This is a genomic window from Novosphingobium sp. (assembly GCF_037133355.1).
In the GTDB taxonomy this organism is placed as follows: Bacteria; Pseudomonadota; Alphaproteobacteria; order Sphingomonadales; family Sphingomonadaceae; genus Novosphingobium.
This window is the reverse complement of the sequence record NZ_JBAXOI010000006.1, coordinates 45,404-60,039: the sequence shown is the minus strand read 5'-3', so window position 1 is coordinate 60,039 and position 14,636 is coordinate 45,404. Positions and strand designations below refer to the sequence as shown.

General features: G+C 64.0%; 15 protein-coding genes. All 15 read left to right on the top strand.

Annotation, left to right across the window (positions count from 1 at the left end; translation table 11 throughout):
* Positions 1 to 573 (top strand): type IV conjugative transfer system protein TraE, encoded by a 573-nt coding sequence (locus WCL10_RS07985; protein WP_336895121.1) that lies wholly within the window; start codon positions 1 to 3, stop codon positions 571 to 573.
* Positions 573 to 1,325: a type-F conjugative transfer system secretin TraK gene (locus tag WCL10_RS07980; protein WP_336895120.1), complete on the top strand. Its 753-nt coding sequence runs from the start codon at positions 573 to 575 to the stop codon at positions 1,323 to 1,325. Before WCL10_RS07985 ends, WCL10_RS07980 begins: the two co-directional genes overlap by 1 nt.
* The gene (locus WCL10_RS07975) at positions 1,318 to 2,652 is read left to right on the top strand and encodes a TrbI/VirB10 family protein (RefSeq protein WP_336895119.1); all 1,335 of its coding nucleotides are present in this window, start codon (positions 1,318 to 1,320) and stop codon (positions 2,650 to 2,652) included. Before WCL10_RS07980 ends, WCL10_RS07975 begins: the two co-directional genes overlap by 8 nt.
* Complete coding sequence (locus tag WCL10_RS07970) at positions 2,649 to 3,530, top strand: DsbC family protein (protein WP_336895118.1); 882 nt, start codon at positions 2,649 to 2,651, stop codon at positions 3,528 to 3,530. The genes WCL10_RS07975 and WCL10_RS07970 overlap by 4 nt, the downstream gene beginning before the upstream one ends.
* The gene (locus WCL10_RS07965; RefSeq protein ID WP_336895117.1) at positions 3,523 to 4,329 is read left to right on the top strand and encodes a conjugal transfer protein TraV; all 807 of its coding nucleotides are present in this window, start codon (positions 3,523 to 3,525) and stop codon (positions 4,327 to 4,329) included. Before WCL10_RS07970 ends, WCL10_RS07965 begins: the two co-directional genes overlap by 8 nt.
* Entirely contained in the window at positions 4,329 to 6,875 is a 2,547-nt protein-coding gene (gene traC / locus WCL10_RS07960; protein ID WP_336895116.1) for a type IV secretion system protein TraC, read from the top strand. Before WCL10_RS07965 ends, traC begins: the two co-directional genes overlap by 1 nt.
* Positions 6,876 to 6,902: 27 nt before the next feature.
* Positions 6,903 to 7,310: a hypothetical protein gene (locus WCL10_RS07955; protein ID WP_336895115.1), complete on the top strand. Its 408-nt coding sequence runs from the start codon at positions 6,903 to 6,905 to the stop codon at positions 7,308 to 7,310.
* 23 nt (positions 7,311 to 7,333) lie between these two features.
* Positions 7,334 to 7,714 carry a type-F conjugative transfer system protein TrbI gene (locus WCL10_RS07950; RefSeq protein ID WP_336895114.1) on the top strand — a complete coding sequence of 127 codons (381 nt, stop codon included), beginning with the start codon at positions 7,334 to 7,336 and terminating at the stop codon, positions 7,712 to 7,714.
* Complete coding sequence (locus WCL10_RS07945) at positions 7,701 to 8,225, top strand: S26 family signal peptidase (RefSeq protein ID WP_336895113.1); 525 nt, start codon at positions 7,701 to 7,703, stop codon at positions 8,223 to 8,225. The genes WCL10_RS07950 and WCL10_RS07945 overlap by 14 nt, the downstream gene beginning before the upstream one ends.
* A gap of 2 nt (positions 8,226 to 8,227) precedes the next feature.
* A complete protein-coding gene (gene traW, locus WCL10_RS07940; RefSeq protein WP_336895238.1) occupies positions 8,228 to 8,869 on the top strand; it encodes a type-F conjugative transfer system protein TraW in 642 nt (213 codons plus the stop codon).
* Entirely contained in the window at positions 8,866 to 9,894 is a 1,029-nt protein-coding gene (gene traU, locus WCL10_RS07935; protein ID WP_336895112.1) for a conjugal transfer pilus assembly protein TraU, read from the top strand. The genes traW and traU overlap by 4 nt, the downstream gene beginning before the upstream one ends.
* Before the next feature lie 233 nt (positions 9,895 to 10,127).
* Positions 10,128 to 10,658: a type-F conjugative transfer system pilin assembly protein TrbC gene (gene trbC / locus WCL10_RS07930; RefSeq protein ID WP_336895111.1), complete on the top strand. Its 531-nt coding sequence runs from the start codon at positions 10,128 to 10,130 to the stop codon at positions 10,656 to 10,658.
* 14 nt (positions 10,659 to 10,672) lie between these two features.
* Positions 10,673 to 12,367, top strand: a complete 1,695-nt coding sequence (locus tag WCL10_RS07925) for a conjugal transfer protein TraN (protein ID WP_336895110.1) — start codon at positions 10,673 to 10,675, stop codon at positions 12,365 to 12,367.
* The gene (locus WCL10_RS07920; protein ID WP_336895109.1) at positions 12,348 to 13,184 is read left to right on the top strand and encodes a conjugal transfer protein TraF; all 837 of its coding nucleotides are present in this window, start codon (positions 12,348 to 12,350) and stop codon (positions 13,182 to 13,184) included. The genes WCL10_RS07925 and WCL10_RS07920 overlap by 20 nt, the downstream gene beginning before the upstream one ends.
* Before the next feature lies 1 nt (position 13,185).
* Positions 13,186 to 14,622, top strand: a complete 1,437-nt coding sequence (locus tag WCL10_RS07915; RefSeq protein ID WP_336895237.1) for a conjugal transfer protein TraH — start codon at positions 13,186 to 13,188, stop codon at positions 14,620 to 14,622.
* Positions 14,623 to 14,636 lie beyond the last annotated feature (14 nt).

Genomic DNA, 14,636 nt, shown 5'->3' with positions numbered 1-14,636 from the left:
ATGTTTTCTGATATTTCGCACGAGCGGCAGCAGTCTCTTCTGCGTCAACGCAACATCCTTGCGCTGACCAGCACTGGCCTAAGCCTCGCACTCATTGTCGCGACAAGCCTTGCCGCAACCCGCGACCGCGAGGTCGTGCTGCTCCCGACGCTGCCCAAACAGCTGACCGTGACCAGCGCCGGCGTCGAGGCAGACTATCTCGAACTCGTCACCCGCGACACCGCGCTCGTTCTGCTCAACCGAAGCCCCGAGGGCCTGGACTACTGGATGAACCAAATCCTAAAGCTCGCCGATCCTGGCAGCTACGGGCGCCTCAAGGCCGATCTGGTTCGCATTGTTGAAGAACAGAGCGGCTCGGATGTCAGCCAGGCCTTCGTCCTCCAGTCAATGACAGTCGATCCGAAGGGACTGACGTCCGAGGTGAGCGGCACGCTCAAGACCTTCGTGGGGGAACAAGTCGTCGCAAGCGACGACCGCCGCTTCCGTTTCAATTGGACCTACAGGGGCCTTCGCCTCGCGCTCTCGGGCTTCGTCCCGCTCCCCCCAACCGACAAGTCGAAGGAGGCCAACTGATGGCTCATCGATACCACAGGATAAACGGCCTGGTTCTCGCCTTTACGCCGCTGGCGACGTTGTTTGCCGCGCCCGCATGGGCCGATCAGTTCAAACAAGCCGCAGATGGCGCCGGCATCGATTGCTCGGTGTCTGCCCATGAGCTCACGCGTTTCGCGCTGGTCGAGGATCAGTTCGCGAGTGTCTCGAAGATCTCGACAGGTACGCCGTACAACGACTTTGCGGTCACGAACGAACCGCTGCGCGGCGACATCTATGTGTCGGTTCCCGAGACCTATGCCGCGCGGTCGATCAGCTTCTTTGCCACCACCAGGAAGGGGTTTGTCTACAAGATCGCCTGCCGCATCGAGAGCATTCCCGCAGCGCAGATTTTCATTACGAACCCTGCGATCGCGAAAAGCGATGCCGCGCGCTGGGAAGGCGAAACGCCGCTCCCGACGAGCGCAGTGCGCCTCATCCAGGCCATGGCCAATGACCGGACCATCGAGGGCTTCGAAGTTCGGCAATCATCTGCCCTGCCGGCGCGGGTCGGCACTCTCGATATTCAGCTCGTCGCTGACTACCGCGGCGCCAGCCTCGCCGGGAAAGTCATCCGCGTCACCAATCGCGGTGCCAGGAGTCTGACGCTTAGCACAAGCGATCTCGCCCCCAAGGATACCCTCGCCGTTTCGATCACCAATCCAGTGCTCGAACCCGGCACCGCCACGACGGCTTTCGTAGTCGGCCCAAATGGGGAGAGCAGCCATGACTGACCCCCAAGAACAGCTGGCCCCCCTGCAGGCCGAACCCGCGTCGCCTTCTGAAGTGACCGGGCTCAACGCCCGCACAGCCCGGCGGCAAAAACTGCTCCTCGGCACCATCGGCGCGATCGCGCTGGTCGGCGGCAGCTGGTTCATCATTGGCGGCGACAAGGCGAAGTCGGGTGATCCGGGTGCAGCCCAAACCATCGACACAGCGGGCCTGGTCAACCGCGATCTCTCTCAGCGCGAGTTTGTCGCCACTTATGGGAACCGTCTCGACGCCGTGACGCGCGACCAGAAGGCTCTGAAGGACGCAGCAGCCCCGCGCACCGAAGTCGAGGCGCAGCTTGCCGCGCTCAAGGCAGAGAACCAGGCCATGCGCGTCGATGGGCAGGCGGCCATCGATGCAATCTCGGCAGAGAATGCGGACCTTAAATCCCGGCTTGCCACACCGCCTCCCGCCCCTGCGCCAACCGCGCTCGCCCCGGCCTATGGCCCTCAGGCAGGCGGCTACGACGCACGTGGCCGCGCCGCGCCGCCGCCTCCAACAGGTGCCGATGCAGCGGCGAGCGGTGAGGCGATGGCGCCTGCGCCAGGTGAAGTGAAGCTGATGAGCTTCACCTCGGACAAGGCAGGTTCAGGCGGATTGAAGTCGGCAAGGCCGGACGCACCGCCGGTCGTGATCGAGGACTCCCCCGACTTTTTGCCGCCCAATTCCTATGCGACGGCACGCGTCATCGTCGGCGTCGATGCATCGGCAGGCGTCGCCAGCCAGACCGATCCGCTTCCGGTGGTTCTCAGGATCACCGGGCCTGCGCGCTCGGTGCTGCAAAACGGCAAAGTGCTGACCACCCGGATCCAGGGCTGCGTGGTCAACGGCGCGGCGCGCGGCGACCTCTCGTCAGAAAAGGTATACGTGAAGCTGGCGCGCATGACCTGCGATCAGCCGGGCGGCCGCGTCGCGGTCTCCGAGGTCAAGGGCTTCATCAGTTTTGCGGGCAAATCCGGTGTGCGCGGCCGGGTTGTCAGCCGCGAGGGCAACCTCGTCAGCCAAGCACTGCTCGCAGGAATTGTTGGCGGCTTTGGCCGGGGCTTTTCGGCGAACGCCAGCAGCGTCTTTTCGGGTGTCACCGCCAATGGGGGCGGCAGCCGCTCTAAACTTTCCGCCGGGGACATTGTCGGTGGCGGACTTGGCCAAGGCGCGGCCGATGCGGCCGATACGGTCAGCAAATATCTGATCGAACGCGCCGAACAATATCAGCCCGTCGTCGAGATGCCGACCGGCATCAATGTCGAAATCGTCTTTCTGGACGGCGTTTACGTGAGGAATTCCCGATGATTGAAAGCTCTGATCCAAAGCTAAGCCGCTGGCTCCGTCCGGTTGCTAGCATTGCCGCTCTTATCACCCTGTCTGCCGCCACTGGTTGGGGCGTGGCCAGTTTCGCGGGCGCGGCAAGCGGCCCCGATACCGGCAAAGTACGCGCAGCCCTTAAGCTGCGTCTGCCCAAGACCCCGATTGATGCGATCACTTGCAAGGGCCTTGGGGGCCTGTGTGAGGTCGCTTCGAAATCGACACTCTTTTACGTCGACCGGGCGGTCAAATATCTCGTGATCGGCCGGGTCTACGACATGGAGGCGCGCCAGGATCTGACGGCAGCTCGGCTCTTGGCGCTCAATCCCGATCTGCTGGCGGCAGGTGCTGCCCGGCGCACAGGTGACGACGATGCGCCTCCCCCGCAGCGCGCAAGTGTGCCGGCAAAGGTCTCGCTGGCGGGGCTACCCGCGAGCGGCGCGGTAACCTGGGGGCCGGCGAATGGCCCCCGTGTGGTCGTCTTTTCCGACTTCCACTGCGGCTACTGCAAGAAGCTCGAAGGCGAACTGAAAGCGATCGGCGCACGGGTCGAGGAACGGCCGATCTCGATCTTCGGTGCGGCAAGCAGGCAAGACGCCGAACGAGTGATCTGTTCGCCGCGACCGGACGTGTCGCTGCACATGGCCTATTCGGGGCTGGCGCTCGCTAACACCAAGCCGTGCGACACCCGCGGGCTCGATGCCAATGAGGCCTTTGCCAAGGCCCACGGCTTTGGCGGCACCCCGGTCATCGTCCGGCCCTCCGACGGCGCCGTCCTCGAAGGTTTCCGCCCTGCGGCTGCGCTGCGGACATTCCTGAGCGGCGCTTCCACGGCCTCGATCACCAAGGATCAACCCCATGGTTAAACCCGTGCGCCTCCTCGTCTGCGCCTGCCTCGCCGTCTTTATGAGCGGTTGCGCAACCTTCGGCACGAATGTCGAAGGAAACTTCACCTGCCGCGCGCCCAAGGGCGATTGCGCGCCCTCCCACGTTATCGATGCGCGTGCCACCGCTGTGGTCGGGGACGGTGCCGCGCCGGAGGACCTTGCGCGCGTCCGCGTCGGGGTTGGCGGCGATGACACCGCCCGCACGGCCGAGCGCACGCTGAGAATCGTGTTTCCGGCCCATGTCGATGAAGCAGGCACGCTTCACGATGAGGCCGTCGCCTGGACCGTGATCGAAAACCCGCGTTGGGCCGCTGAATTGCGGCGCAAGCCCGGGGAGGAAGCCGCCCCGCCGCTGATGCGCCAGTTAAGGCGACAGCTCAAATCAGCCCAACAGAACCCTGAAAAGGCGCACAAAGAGATCACGCCTGAGGCGGAAGCGTCGCAGGACGATGTGGCGGCGCTCGAAGGAACCGATCCCTCACCCCAGGCCCCGCCTTTGGCGCTGGCTGCCTCGCCATATCCAGATTCTCCCCCAAGTTCTCCGGATGCCTCGCCGCTGGCCCTCCCCTCCACGGCGCGCGAGGCCGTAGCCGGTGCCAAGGCACCGGCGGTCGGGGGGGTCGACATGCCTGCTCCGCCGCATGATCGGACCCCTCGGCCACTTGGGGCATCGGCATCCCCCAAGTTCCCGAGCATCGAGGCCATCCAGGCGGCGGTCGCCAAGCGCGCCGCCGGCAAAGCTGCCGACCCCGCCGCACCGAACAAGGATCAAAAGTGATGTCAGAGAAACTGAAGTCGATCATCGACCGCGTGCTTTCCGGCCTGGTTGGCGAAGCAGAACATGCCGAGAAGGGGCGACCGCATCTCATGCTGGACATGCTCTCGGACTGGCTGCCCTACCGCGTCTTCGACCCGCAAAGCCGGCTCTATTTCAACGCGCGCTCAAAGGGCTTCGTCCTGTCGGTGACGCCGCTGATCGGAGCGGACGAACGGACCGGAGAGATCCTGGGACAGTTCTTTTCGGAAGGATTGCCGGCGGGCGCCTGCCTTCAGGTTCTGCACCTCGCCAGCCCTCGCATCAGCCGGATCGTCGCCCCCTGGTTTGCACCGCGCTACGTTCAGGGCGGCGTCTATGAGGCGATCGCCCGGCACCGGGCCAAGCGGCTTTACGAGCTCGTGTGGCAGTCGGGCTGCGCGGACGCCCCCTTCCATGCCCGTCACCATCAGGTGATCATATCGGTTGGCGTTCCTGCGTCCAAGGCAACCAGCAACGAAGAGCTGAAGCAGACCCGCGACGGCCTGATCGCCATGCTCAAATCGCTGAACCTCGGCGTTGCCGAAGTGGGGCCGCAGGAACTCATCGGCGTGATCGATGATCTGACCTCGCCAACCACAGCGCCCCAGGACGATGTCGTGCCCTACAATCCGAATGATCCGATTGCCGCGCAGGCCATCCGCCACGACATCGAACTCATCGTGCACGAAGACCGGATGCACCTCAGGACCGAGCGTTTCCGTGCCACGGGCAAGGTCAACGACGGCGTTCCCGAGATTGGCACTGTCTACCCTGACGCCTTTGATGTGCGGCATTTTTCTGTCCGCAATATGCCGCAGCGCTGGGCGCCGTGGGAGTGCGCGCGGCTGATTGGCGATCTCTTCACCGACAAGCTGCGCTTTCCGTGTCCTGCCGCGACCATGCTCTGCCTCGTCTATCCCGACCAGGAAGCAGCTGCGGCGAAGGCCGGCTTCAAGTTCATGCGCACGACCAGCCTGGCGGGAACGCGCAGCGCTCGTTTCCTGCCGAGGATCGGCGAGCAGGCCGCCGAGTGGCAGCATGTCCAGACCGAACTCCAGGAGGGCCGCCGGCTTGTCCGGGTCTTCTACGGTCTCACGACCTTTTCGCCACTTGGGGCTGGCGACCGGCACGAACGGGCGATCAAGTCGATCTACAAGGCGGCAGGCTGGGACCTGGCCGACGAGCGCTATCTTCAGGTCCAGGGGCTACTGGCCGCCATGCCGCTGACTTTGGCCGATGGTCTTGGCGCCGACATGGACCGTCTCAAGCGCTTCAAGACTGTGCTGTCGACGACCGCTGCCAATATTGCCCCGATGCAGGGCGAATATCTGGGCGGCACCCACCCGCACCTGCTGTTCGTCGGCCGCCGCGGCCAGCCCTTCTTCTGGTCGCCATTCGAAAACGAGGCCGGCAACCACAACGTCGCGATCTGCGGCAAGTCGGGTTCAGGCAAGTCGGTGCTGCTACAGGAAATGTGCGCTGCGCTGCGCGGAGCCGGAGCCCAGGTCGTGGTCATCGATGATGGCCGCAGCTTCGAGCATTCGGTCAGGCTTCAAGGCGGCAGGTTTGTCGAGTTCACGATGAAGGCGGGCTTCTGCCTCAATCCGTTCTCGATGATCGATGCGGTGCGGGCGCAAGAGGACGAGGACTATCGTCTTGACTGCTTCGGCATGATCAAGGCGATCGTGGGCCAGATGGCCCGCCACAGCGCGAAGCTTACCGACACCGAGCGCGGGCTCATAGACCGGGCGGTCAACACGGTCTGGAATGAGCACGGCGCCGAGGCGAGCATCACCGCTGTGGGGGATGCCCTGGCAGCGCTCGGGACCGAGTCCGCCGGCGATCTCGCCACGGCGCTCGCGCCATACACGGCTGGGGGCACTTACGGTGCCTTCTTCGAAGGCCAGGCGAGTCTCGATCTCGATGCGGACTTCACGGTCTTCGAGATGTCGGACCTTGCGAGCCGCGAGGAACTGCGCGCTGTCGTGCTGTCGGCCATCATGTTCATGACCGGCCAGGCGATGACCCGGAGCCCGCGCTCGGTGCGCAAGCTGCTGCTGATCGATGAGGCCTGGGCGATGCTGAAGGGCGGCTCGATGGGAGAGTTCGTCGAGACCTACGCGCGCACCTGCCGCAAATATGGCGGTGCGCTCGCGACCGCCACGCAGTCGCTCAACGACTACTACAAGTCGGATGGCGCGACAGCCGCGCTCGAGAACAGCGACTGGATGCTGATCCTCCAGCAGAAGCCCGAGACGATCGCCGATTTCAAGGCGTCCAAGCGCCTCGACATGGACGACCGTACCGAGACCCTGATCCGCAGCCTGAAGCGCTCGGGCAACGACTATTCAGAGGTTTTCATCAAGGGCCCGGAGACCGAGGCCATCGGGCGGCTCGTGCTCGATGAATACTCGGCGACGCTGTTTTCAAGCTCACCCCAGACCTTTGCCGCGATCGATGCTGAGATTGCTCGCGGCCATCAGCTTGCCGACGCGATCGAGCGGATCGCCTTCGCCAATCGCACTTGAACCCTGTCAACCAAGGACACCTTTCTCATGCCTATTGATTTCCTCAGCCCCTTTGACTTGGCGCTCGATGCCCCGCTGGACGCCTCGCTGGACGGGGGCCGCAGTACTACGCTTGGCAAGACCTGGCACCAGCACGCCGCTGACACCTGCTATATTCTCGTCAAAGCGGGCGGCTTCCTTGGCTCGACCTATCTCATGACGCTCGGGCTGCCGCTGCTGTTCTTCCTGCTGATTTCGGGGGGCAGCGTGGATCTCTTGTTCGCGCAGATCGAGAATCTCGCTGGGCGATTCCTTTCCGCCGATCCCGTCCGGAAGGCTGGGTTTGTCGAAGAGCTCAAGTTTGCCGCCGTGGGTCTCGCAACCCTGCTCGCCGTCTGGCGCCTGCCGCGCTTCCTCAATGAGGTGGCGACAAGACTCCAGGGTGAAAAGCTGTGAAGAACATTCTGGCAACATCGGCCATGTCCAGGCGGTTCGCCGGCCTCAATCTCACTGCCATTGCGCTAGGGGCCAGCATGCTGGCTTCCACGCTCTGGGGGGTCTGGGCAACGCACAAGCTGCTCGATCTCCAGAAGCGCGAAGTCGTAACGGTGCAACTGAGCCGGATCATGGGCGAGTTCATCGAGGCAGAAGCCCGGGCCGGTCGTCCGCCTGAAGAAACCAAGAGCCGCGTGCAGGCCTACCTCAAGGCCGTCCAAGCCTCTGTCGAGCGCCTCTCCCGCGATGGCCGCACGGTCCTTGTCGCTGAAGCTGTGGTGGCGGGCAGCACGCCGGACTTCACCGCTGCGGTCCGCGCCGATGTCGCGCACCAGATGGGAGCGCTTCCAGATGCGCGGCCCTGACCTCTTTGGCAGATTCTCCGCATGGCGGCGCCCGGCGCTGTTGGGCGGACTTGGTGCCGGAGCGCTGGCACTGTCGTGGCTCGCCGCCTTTGGCGAGAGCCATGCGCTGATGATCAACGCCAGCCCGAGCCTGCCCTACTGGGCCATCTGGCTGACACGCGGTGCCACGCCGCAGCGCGGCGATATCATCTTGTTCGATCCGCCGGCCTCGCCCTTGCTCGAGAAGCATTTCGGCAAGGAGCCGAAGCCGTTTGGCAAGCGCGTCAGCGGCGTGCCCGGCGACATCGTGACCGAGCGGAGCCGCTCCTTCTTCGTCAATGGCAAGCTCGTCGCCAAGGCAAAGCCCAAGAGCCGCCTCGACGAAGCGCTGGCGCTCGGCCCCACCGGCGCCGTGCCCAAGGGCTGCTACTTCGTGACAACCGGGCACAAGGACGGCTTCGACAGTCGCTATGCCGCCATTGGCTGGATCTGCCGCCAGCGCATCCTCGGTGTGGGGAGGCCGATCCTGTGAAGATGCGCACCCTCCCGCTCTGCGCGGCCGCGCTGGCACTCATCGTCGCCGCCGAGGCGCGCGCGGGCGATTACGGCCAGCAGGGGACGGTCTGGCCAGTGGTCGAGCCGGACCTGCTTCAGCAAATCCATGCCCGCCTCCAACACCTCGAAGCGAGCGGTGAGACCGCGCGGCTCAACGAGGAGCTCAAGCGCCGCACGATCGCTCGGGTCAACCGGCCCGAGCCCGTCGCCGGCATCACAGCTGCATCCGAAGCACGCATCTGGCGCTTCGATCCAACGATCACGGTCGAACGCGACATTGCCGACGACAAAGGCCGGGTCATCATGGCGGCGGGCACACGGGTCAATCCACTCGACACTGTCCCGCTGCGCGCACCCCTCGTCTTTCTCGACGGCGATGACCCGGCCCAACTCGCCTGGGCAGCACAGCGCTACGGGACCACGCGCGCCAAACTCATCCTGGTTCGCGGCGCCCCGCTCGAACTCATGAAGGCCCGCCAGCGCCGCTTCTACTTCGATCAGGGCGGCAAGCTCGTGAAGCACTTCGGCATTCGCGCGGTGCCGGCAACGGTCGAGCAGCAAGGCCGCGTCCTCGTCATAACCGAGGCGCCGATCAAGCCGCAGGAGCGGTCACCATCATGAACCCGAAAAGAAGCCTTTTTGCATGGTTTTGCAGCGCATTGTTGCTCAGCAGTGCGAGCATGATGGCGAGCACGCCTGCCCAAGCTTCGGCGGGACCTGGCCGCTGCACGGGGCATTTCGTCAACCCGATTACTGACATCTGCTGGTCGTGCCTGTTTCCGATCTCGATCGGAGGTCTGAAGATCTGGCCGTCGAGCCGACCGGACACGAGCAACCCTGCTCTGCCGGTTTGCCTTTGCGGCCTCAGGCCCGGTATCGCCATGGGCTTCTGGGAACCGGTGCGGCTCGCCGATATGAGCATGAAGCCCTGGTGCTTCGTCAATCTTGGCGGGATGAAGCTCGATCCGGGGTTCGACATCGGCTTCAAATCGATGGCCGGCCCCTCGGCAGTGGGCGGCGCGACCCAGTACAACTCGCAGTGGCACGTCCACTGGTACGCCTATCCGCTGATCTACTGGATGGAGATTATTGCTGATTTCCTGTGCCTTGAGTCAGGTTCGATCGACATCCTCTACATCACCGAGATCGATCCGCTTTGGCAGGACAGCGAACTCACCGCGATCATCAATCCCGAGGCCGTGCTTTTTGCCAACCCGCTGGCGCTGGCGGCCTGCGCTGCCGATTGCGTCGCGGCCACTGTCAAATTGCCGACCGACGAACTGTTCTGGTGCGCGGGCTGTCAGGGGACGATGTATCCACTGAACGGCAATGTCTCGGCCACGATCGGCCACGTTCAGGCCTCGCGCCTCGCGCTCGCGCGCTTTGCCTATAAGCTCCACCGCGAACTGATCGCCTGGGGCACCATGGGCGGCAAAGGCCTTTGCGGCAAATATCTGATGCCGGTCATGCGCAAGCAGCAATACCGCTTTCAGGCCACGAACCCTAATCCGCAGACCAAGGGCCGCTACGCCTGCGCACCCATTGGCGCGTCCACCACATTCATGTCGGCAGGTCAGGTCTATCCCGCCATCGGCGAGGACATGGGCTACCTGGTCTGGCGCAAGCGAAACTGTTGCGCGCTATGAGAACCCTTCCCCATCTTGCTGTAATTGCTTGCCTCGCGAGCGCGGCGGCCTTCGCTGGAGCAGCGGCCCAAACCGCTGGCTCCGACCTCGATCTCGAAGCCATCCGTGCGCGCGCTGCCAGTCAGTCTGCAGAGGCGGATGCTCTTGCTGCAAGCGCGCGGGCGCGCGCAGAAAAGCTGTCAGACGATGCCAAGGTAAGCACTGCGAGCGCGGAGGTGCATGGGAAGCGCTTCGTGGTTGAAGCAGCAAAAGCCAAGCGGTCGCCCGGCCCGGACAGCACCTTCGATTTCGACCAGATGCTCGCCAATGCCGGTACGATGGCGAGCGAAAACATCGGCAAGGCCCCCAGGTTTATCGCCTTTGCCAGCACCTCGATGCCCCCTGCTGCGCTGCGGACGATGATCGATAATGTGGTCCGCGCCGGCGGCGTGGTGGTCTTTCGCGGGCTACCGCAGAACAGCGCCAAAGCGCTGAGCGCCGCACTTGCGAAGGTGGCAAAGCCGGGCGAGCAGCTTGACGGCGTGGGGATCGATCCGCGCCTGTTCCGCGCCTTCGGGATCCAAGCAGTGCCGGCTTATGTCGTCACCAGCAGCGACTTTGACCTGTGCGACGGCTTCGACTGCGCGGGTCCGCTCCCGCCGCACGACCGCATGATCGGCAATGTGACCGCGGGTCACGCGCTCGAAACCTTTGCGCGCGGCGGCGGCCCCGGAGCGCTCCTCGCTGCCCAGCACCTCGCCCGCCTCGAAAGGGCGTCTCAGTGAAAAAGGGTTGGCCCTTGAAGCGACTTGTTCTCGTCCTCGCCTGCCTCACGTTTGCCGGGGCGCTGCAAGCCCAGACGACGACCGATGCGGCAAAGGCCGACGGCAAGGCCTTCGGCCGCGACAAGGCCGCAGCGGCTCAGGGCGCGGCAACCACAAAACCTGATGCCAGCCGAATTCCGGGCTTCGGCGGCGTCCCCGGTGAGGCGAGCTATTTTGCTGATCCTGACCGGATGAGCCGGGAGGCCGCCAGCCAAACTTCAACGAGCACCGGCTATCGCACCATGCGGGATTCCATGGACCGGCGCGCACGTTTTGCGCCGCAGGATCTCGATGCCACGATCGCGCGCAGCAAAGTCATTGGTGACAATCCTCTTTCCTATACCAGCGGCATGGGCATCGGCGGCACGCAAGGGCGCTGCGTGCCGCTGCCGCCGGGGCCCGGCACTGCTGGTCGCTACTTGGCCACCTGCAACACCGGCTACACCGCGACGCAAGAAACCCGGACTTGCCCCGTCACCCTGACCGCGAAGCCCGAGCAACGGCAAGTCTATGGCTACTTCTGTGTCCGGGCGCCGGGCGCCGATCCCACGAGCATCTATAACTGCAACCGTTACCCAGCGCCCCAGTGCAAAGTCACGTCTTCCGTGGCGATTGGCTGCCTCCCTTTTGGCGGTTGTTTTCCAGATATCTACATTGACCAGGTCAGTTGCTCGCCGGCCATCGATGGGGCGACCCCGACCAGTGTGACCGGCGAGAATGTCGTCACAACGATCCGCGATCAACGCCAGTGCAACGGGCTTGCGGCCGATAGCACCTGCCAGCAGGACACCGAGACCTGCACTGACAGCGAACCGGTCACCCGGATCGTCGACGGCGTTGCCGTCACGCAGCCGTGCTGGGCCTGGTCGCGCAGCTACACGTGCGCGAAGTTTGCGGAAGCGCAGGACTGCCAGACGCTCGAGACCACGCCCGGCTGCAAGCTGGTGCGCAAGGATTGCCTGACCGACGAACCCTGCCGAACCTGGGAGTGGGTCTATGATTGCCCGGTCCCGGACAGGCAGGCGAGCACCAATCAATTCATCTGTGACGGCGATATCTACTGCATCGACGGGTCGTGCGAGACGATTGGCCGTGAGGCCAATGACGAGTTCAAAGATGCCGTCGTCGCGCTCAACTCGATGGACCAGGCGCGGCGCGAGTTTGATCCGGGTACGCTGAGCCTGTTCAAGGGCGAGCGCGCCAGCTGCGCCTCCAAGGTCTTTGGCATCCTCAATTGCTGCAAAGGCAAGGGATTTCCGCTCATTCCGGGGATCCAGCTACTTATAGCACTGGCCTGCGGCCGCGAGGAAATGCTGCTCCATCAGCGCGATGCGCAGGGGCTGTGCAGCTATGTCGGCACCTACTGCGCCTCAAGCTTCCTCGGGGTCTGCTTCACCAAGCGGAAGGTCTACTGCTGCTTTGAATCCAAGCTTTCCCGCATCCTTCAGGAGCAAGGCCGCCAGCAGCTGGGCAAGCCCTGGGACAAGCCCAAGACCGAACAGTGCCTCGGCTTCACTGTCGACGAATTCGCTCGGCTCGACCTCTCGAAAATGGATTTCAGCGAGGTCTACGCCGAGTTCACCGATGCCGCCCGTCTGCCTGACGAACTGCAGGCAACCCAGGAAATCCAGCAAAAGATCGAGGACTACTATGCCCGTGCGCGCCAGTAAGACGGGCCAGCGGCTCTTGGCCGCCTGCCTCGCCCTCACCGCCTCCAGTGCTTTCAGCGCCGCTCCAGCGGGAGCCGAAGAGCCGCCGCTTGTCTCGACCGATGACAGACAGGACAGCTTCTACTGCGCCGAGCGCCGGCTCGGATACTGGTTCTACTGCGCCAAACCCAAGCCGCCTGAGCCCAGCAGCAAACCATCGGCCCCCGCCGCCAGCGCGACGAGCCAGCTTGATGCGGTCACGGCCGAGCTTCGTGAGCTCAAGGCCAAGGCGATCATGGAGCCAACACCGACCAACGTGACGGCCTACATCCGTTTCCAGCGCGAGCAGCTCGATCGGGCCTCGCTCTTCAGCGATGTCTGGCAGCGCGCGATATGGCAGGATCCCGACCTCGACTATACGCTGCAGCGGCCAGTATCCACGCTCGGCAAACGCCAGTGGCAGGACGCACGCGGCGCTGAGCGCAATACCGTGATGGCGCACCTCTCCGAGCGTTACGGCCTGTTCTACTTCTTTGCCCAAACCTGCGGTGCCTGCGAGGTCATGTCGCCGATCGTGCAAAGCGTCGCTTCAACCTGGCACATCACGGTGCGCGCGATCTCGACCGATGGCGGCCCATCGCGGCAGTTCCCGAGCTACACCGTCGAGACCAATCAGCGAACCCGCATGGGACTTGAGCCCAAGGCCACCCCCGCGGTGGTGCTGTGGGATGCCGCAAAAGGCCAGGCGATCCCGATCGGCTACGGCGTGATGTCCGCCGACGAACTTCAGGACCGCATCTACCTCCTCACATCGAAGGAAGCCGGACGTGACTATTAGGATGAAACGCCCCAAGACCGCGCTGCTCGCTGCGATCCTCGCGGCAGCCCTCCCTTTCGCCAGCGTCTCAGCCAACGTTGGCAGCTCGATGGATTCGTTTCTGCGCGATGTCGGCGGGGCCGCGAATGTGAACGGCCCGACGGCGTTTCAGGGCCAGTCGGCGGGCTACTATAGCCTCGGCAATATCTGGACCCGCTTTCCGCAAAAGACGACCAACATCGCAAACTTGCAGCTGCCGCGCGCACGCGCAGGTTGCGGGGGCATCGACATCTTCGCCGGCTCGTTCAGCTTCATCAACGCGAGCGAGATCGTCGCGATGCTGAAGGCGGTTGCCAACAACGCGGTCGGCTTTGCCTTCAGCCTCGCGATCGACACGGTCTGCCCGGAATGCTCGAAGATCATGCAGGAGTTCAGCCAGAAGGCTCAGCTCATGAACAACCTCAACATCAACAGCTGCGAGCTTGCCCAGGGCCTGGTCGGCGGCGTTTGGCCAAAGGGCGACCTTGCCGACAAGGCAATCTGTGAGGCGATCGGCAATTCGGAAGGCATCTTCACCGACTATGCCGCGGCCAAGCATGGCTGCGGCACCAGGGGACAGCGGACCAGCACCACGGCCCAAGGTGGGGGCAAATATGATGATGTGAACACAGGCGTGGCGAGAAACTATACCTGGACCATCCTCAAGAAGTCGGCGTTCTTCTCGCCGAACGGCACGTTCGACCAGGAACTCGCCGAATACGCCATGACGCTCCTCGGCACGATCATTTACGTGCCGCCCAAGGATGATGTGCCGGGCAAGTTCGTGCCAGTCGTGGGGGAGGCCTCCTCGACGCTGGTGACATCGCTGCTCGATGGAACATCGGGCAGCAATGTCCTGATCTTCCATTGCGACGAGCCCGCCAAATGCCTCGAGCCTGGATTCAAGTCGCTGAGCCTTCCCGCCTCAAAAGCCCTCCGCCCCCGTGTCTCCGCGCTGATCGCGGGCATGGTGCAGGCGATCCACGACGACACAGCGATCACCTCGGCCCAGAAGGAACTCCTGCAGGTCTCGTCAGTGCCGCTCTACAAGATCCTGACCGTGCAGGCTGCCTATGGCCGCGGCATGCCGACGGATGATCGCGAGACGCTGGCCGAAATTGCCAGCGTCGACATGTTGTTTGCGGTCCTCGACCGCATTGTCGGGGAAGCCGGCCGTTCGATGTCAAGCTTCATTGGAGCGGACGAGGCCAAGATCGCCATGTGGCAGGGACAGGTGGGCGTGGTGCGTCAAGCGCTAGCTGACCGTCAGGCCAATACGCACCTCAAGGTGGGCGCGATCATGCAGATCATCGAGAAGACGGCATTCATCGAGAATGAGCTCGCGGCTTCGATGTCGCCGGGCATGGCAGCCTCGCTCGACTGGTCGCGCGGGGTTCAGAACCGCGCCCTCACCCACTGATCGCCACACCCAAG

Bases quoted from the DNA above. Each gene is read 5' to 3' on its own strand.
- traW (WP_336895238.1), top strand. From the start codon at position 8,228: ATGCGCACCCTCCCGCTCTGCGCGGCCGCGCTGGCACTCATCGTCGCC.
- traC (WP_336895116.1), top strand. From the start codon at position 4,329: ATGTCAGAGAAACTGAAGTCGATCATCGACCGCGTGCTTTCCGGCCTG.
- traU (WP_336895112.1), top strand. From the start codon at position 8,866: ATGAACCCGAAAAGAAGCCTTTTTGCATGGTTTTGCAGCGCATTGTTG.
- WCL10_RS07975 (WP_336895119.1), top strand. From the start codon at position 1,318: ATGACTGACCCCCAAGAACAGCTGGCCCCCCTGCAGGCCGAACCCGCG.
- WCL10_RS07980 (WP_336895120.1), top strand. From the start codon at position 573: ATGGCTCATCGATACCACAGGATAAACGGCCTGGTTCTCGCCTTTACG.
- WCL10_RS07970 (WP_336895118.1), top strand. From the start codon at position 2,649: ATGATTGAAAGCTCTGATCCAAAGCTAAGCCGCTGGCTCCGTCCGGTT.
- WCL10_RS07985 (WP_336895121.1), top strand. From the start codon at position 1: ATGTTTTCTGATATTTCGCACGAGCGGCAGCAGTCTCTTCTGCGTCAA.
- WCL10_RS07945 (WP_336895113.1), top strand. From the start codon at position 7,701: ATGCGCGGCCCTGACCTCTTTGGCAGATTCTCCGCATGGCGGCGCCCG.
- WCL10_RS07920 (WP_336895109.1), top strand. From the start codon at position 12,348: ATGCCCGTGCGCGCCAGTAAGACGGGCCAGCGGCTCTTGGCCGCCTGC.
- WCL10_RS07950 (WP_336895114.1), top strand. From the start codon at position 7,334: ATGTCCAGGCGGTTCGCCGGCCTCAATCTCACTGCCATTGCGCTAGGG.
- WCL10_RS07955 (WP_336895115.1), top strand. From the start codon at position 6,903: ATGCCTATTGATTTCCTCAGCCCCTTTGACTTGGCGCTCGATGCCCCG.
- WCL10_RS07965 (WP_336895117.1), top strand. From the start codon at position 3,523: ATGGTTAAACCCGTGCGCCTCCTCGTCTGCGCCTGCCTCGCCGTCTTT.
- WCL10_RS07915 (WP_336895237.1), top strand. From the start codon at position 13,186: ATGAAACGCCCCAAGACCGCGCTGCTCGCTGCGATCCTCGCGGCAGCC.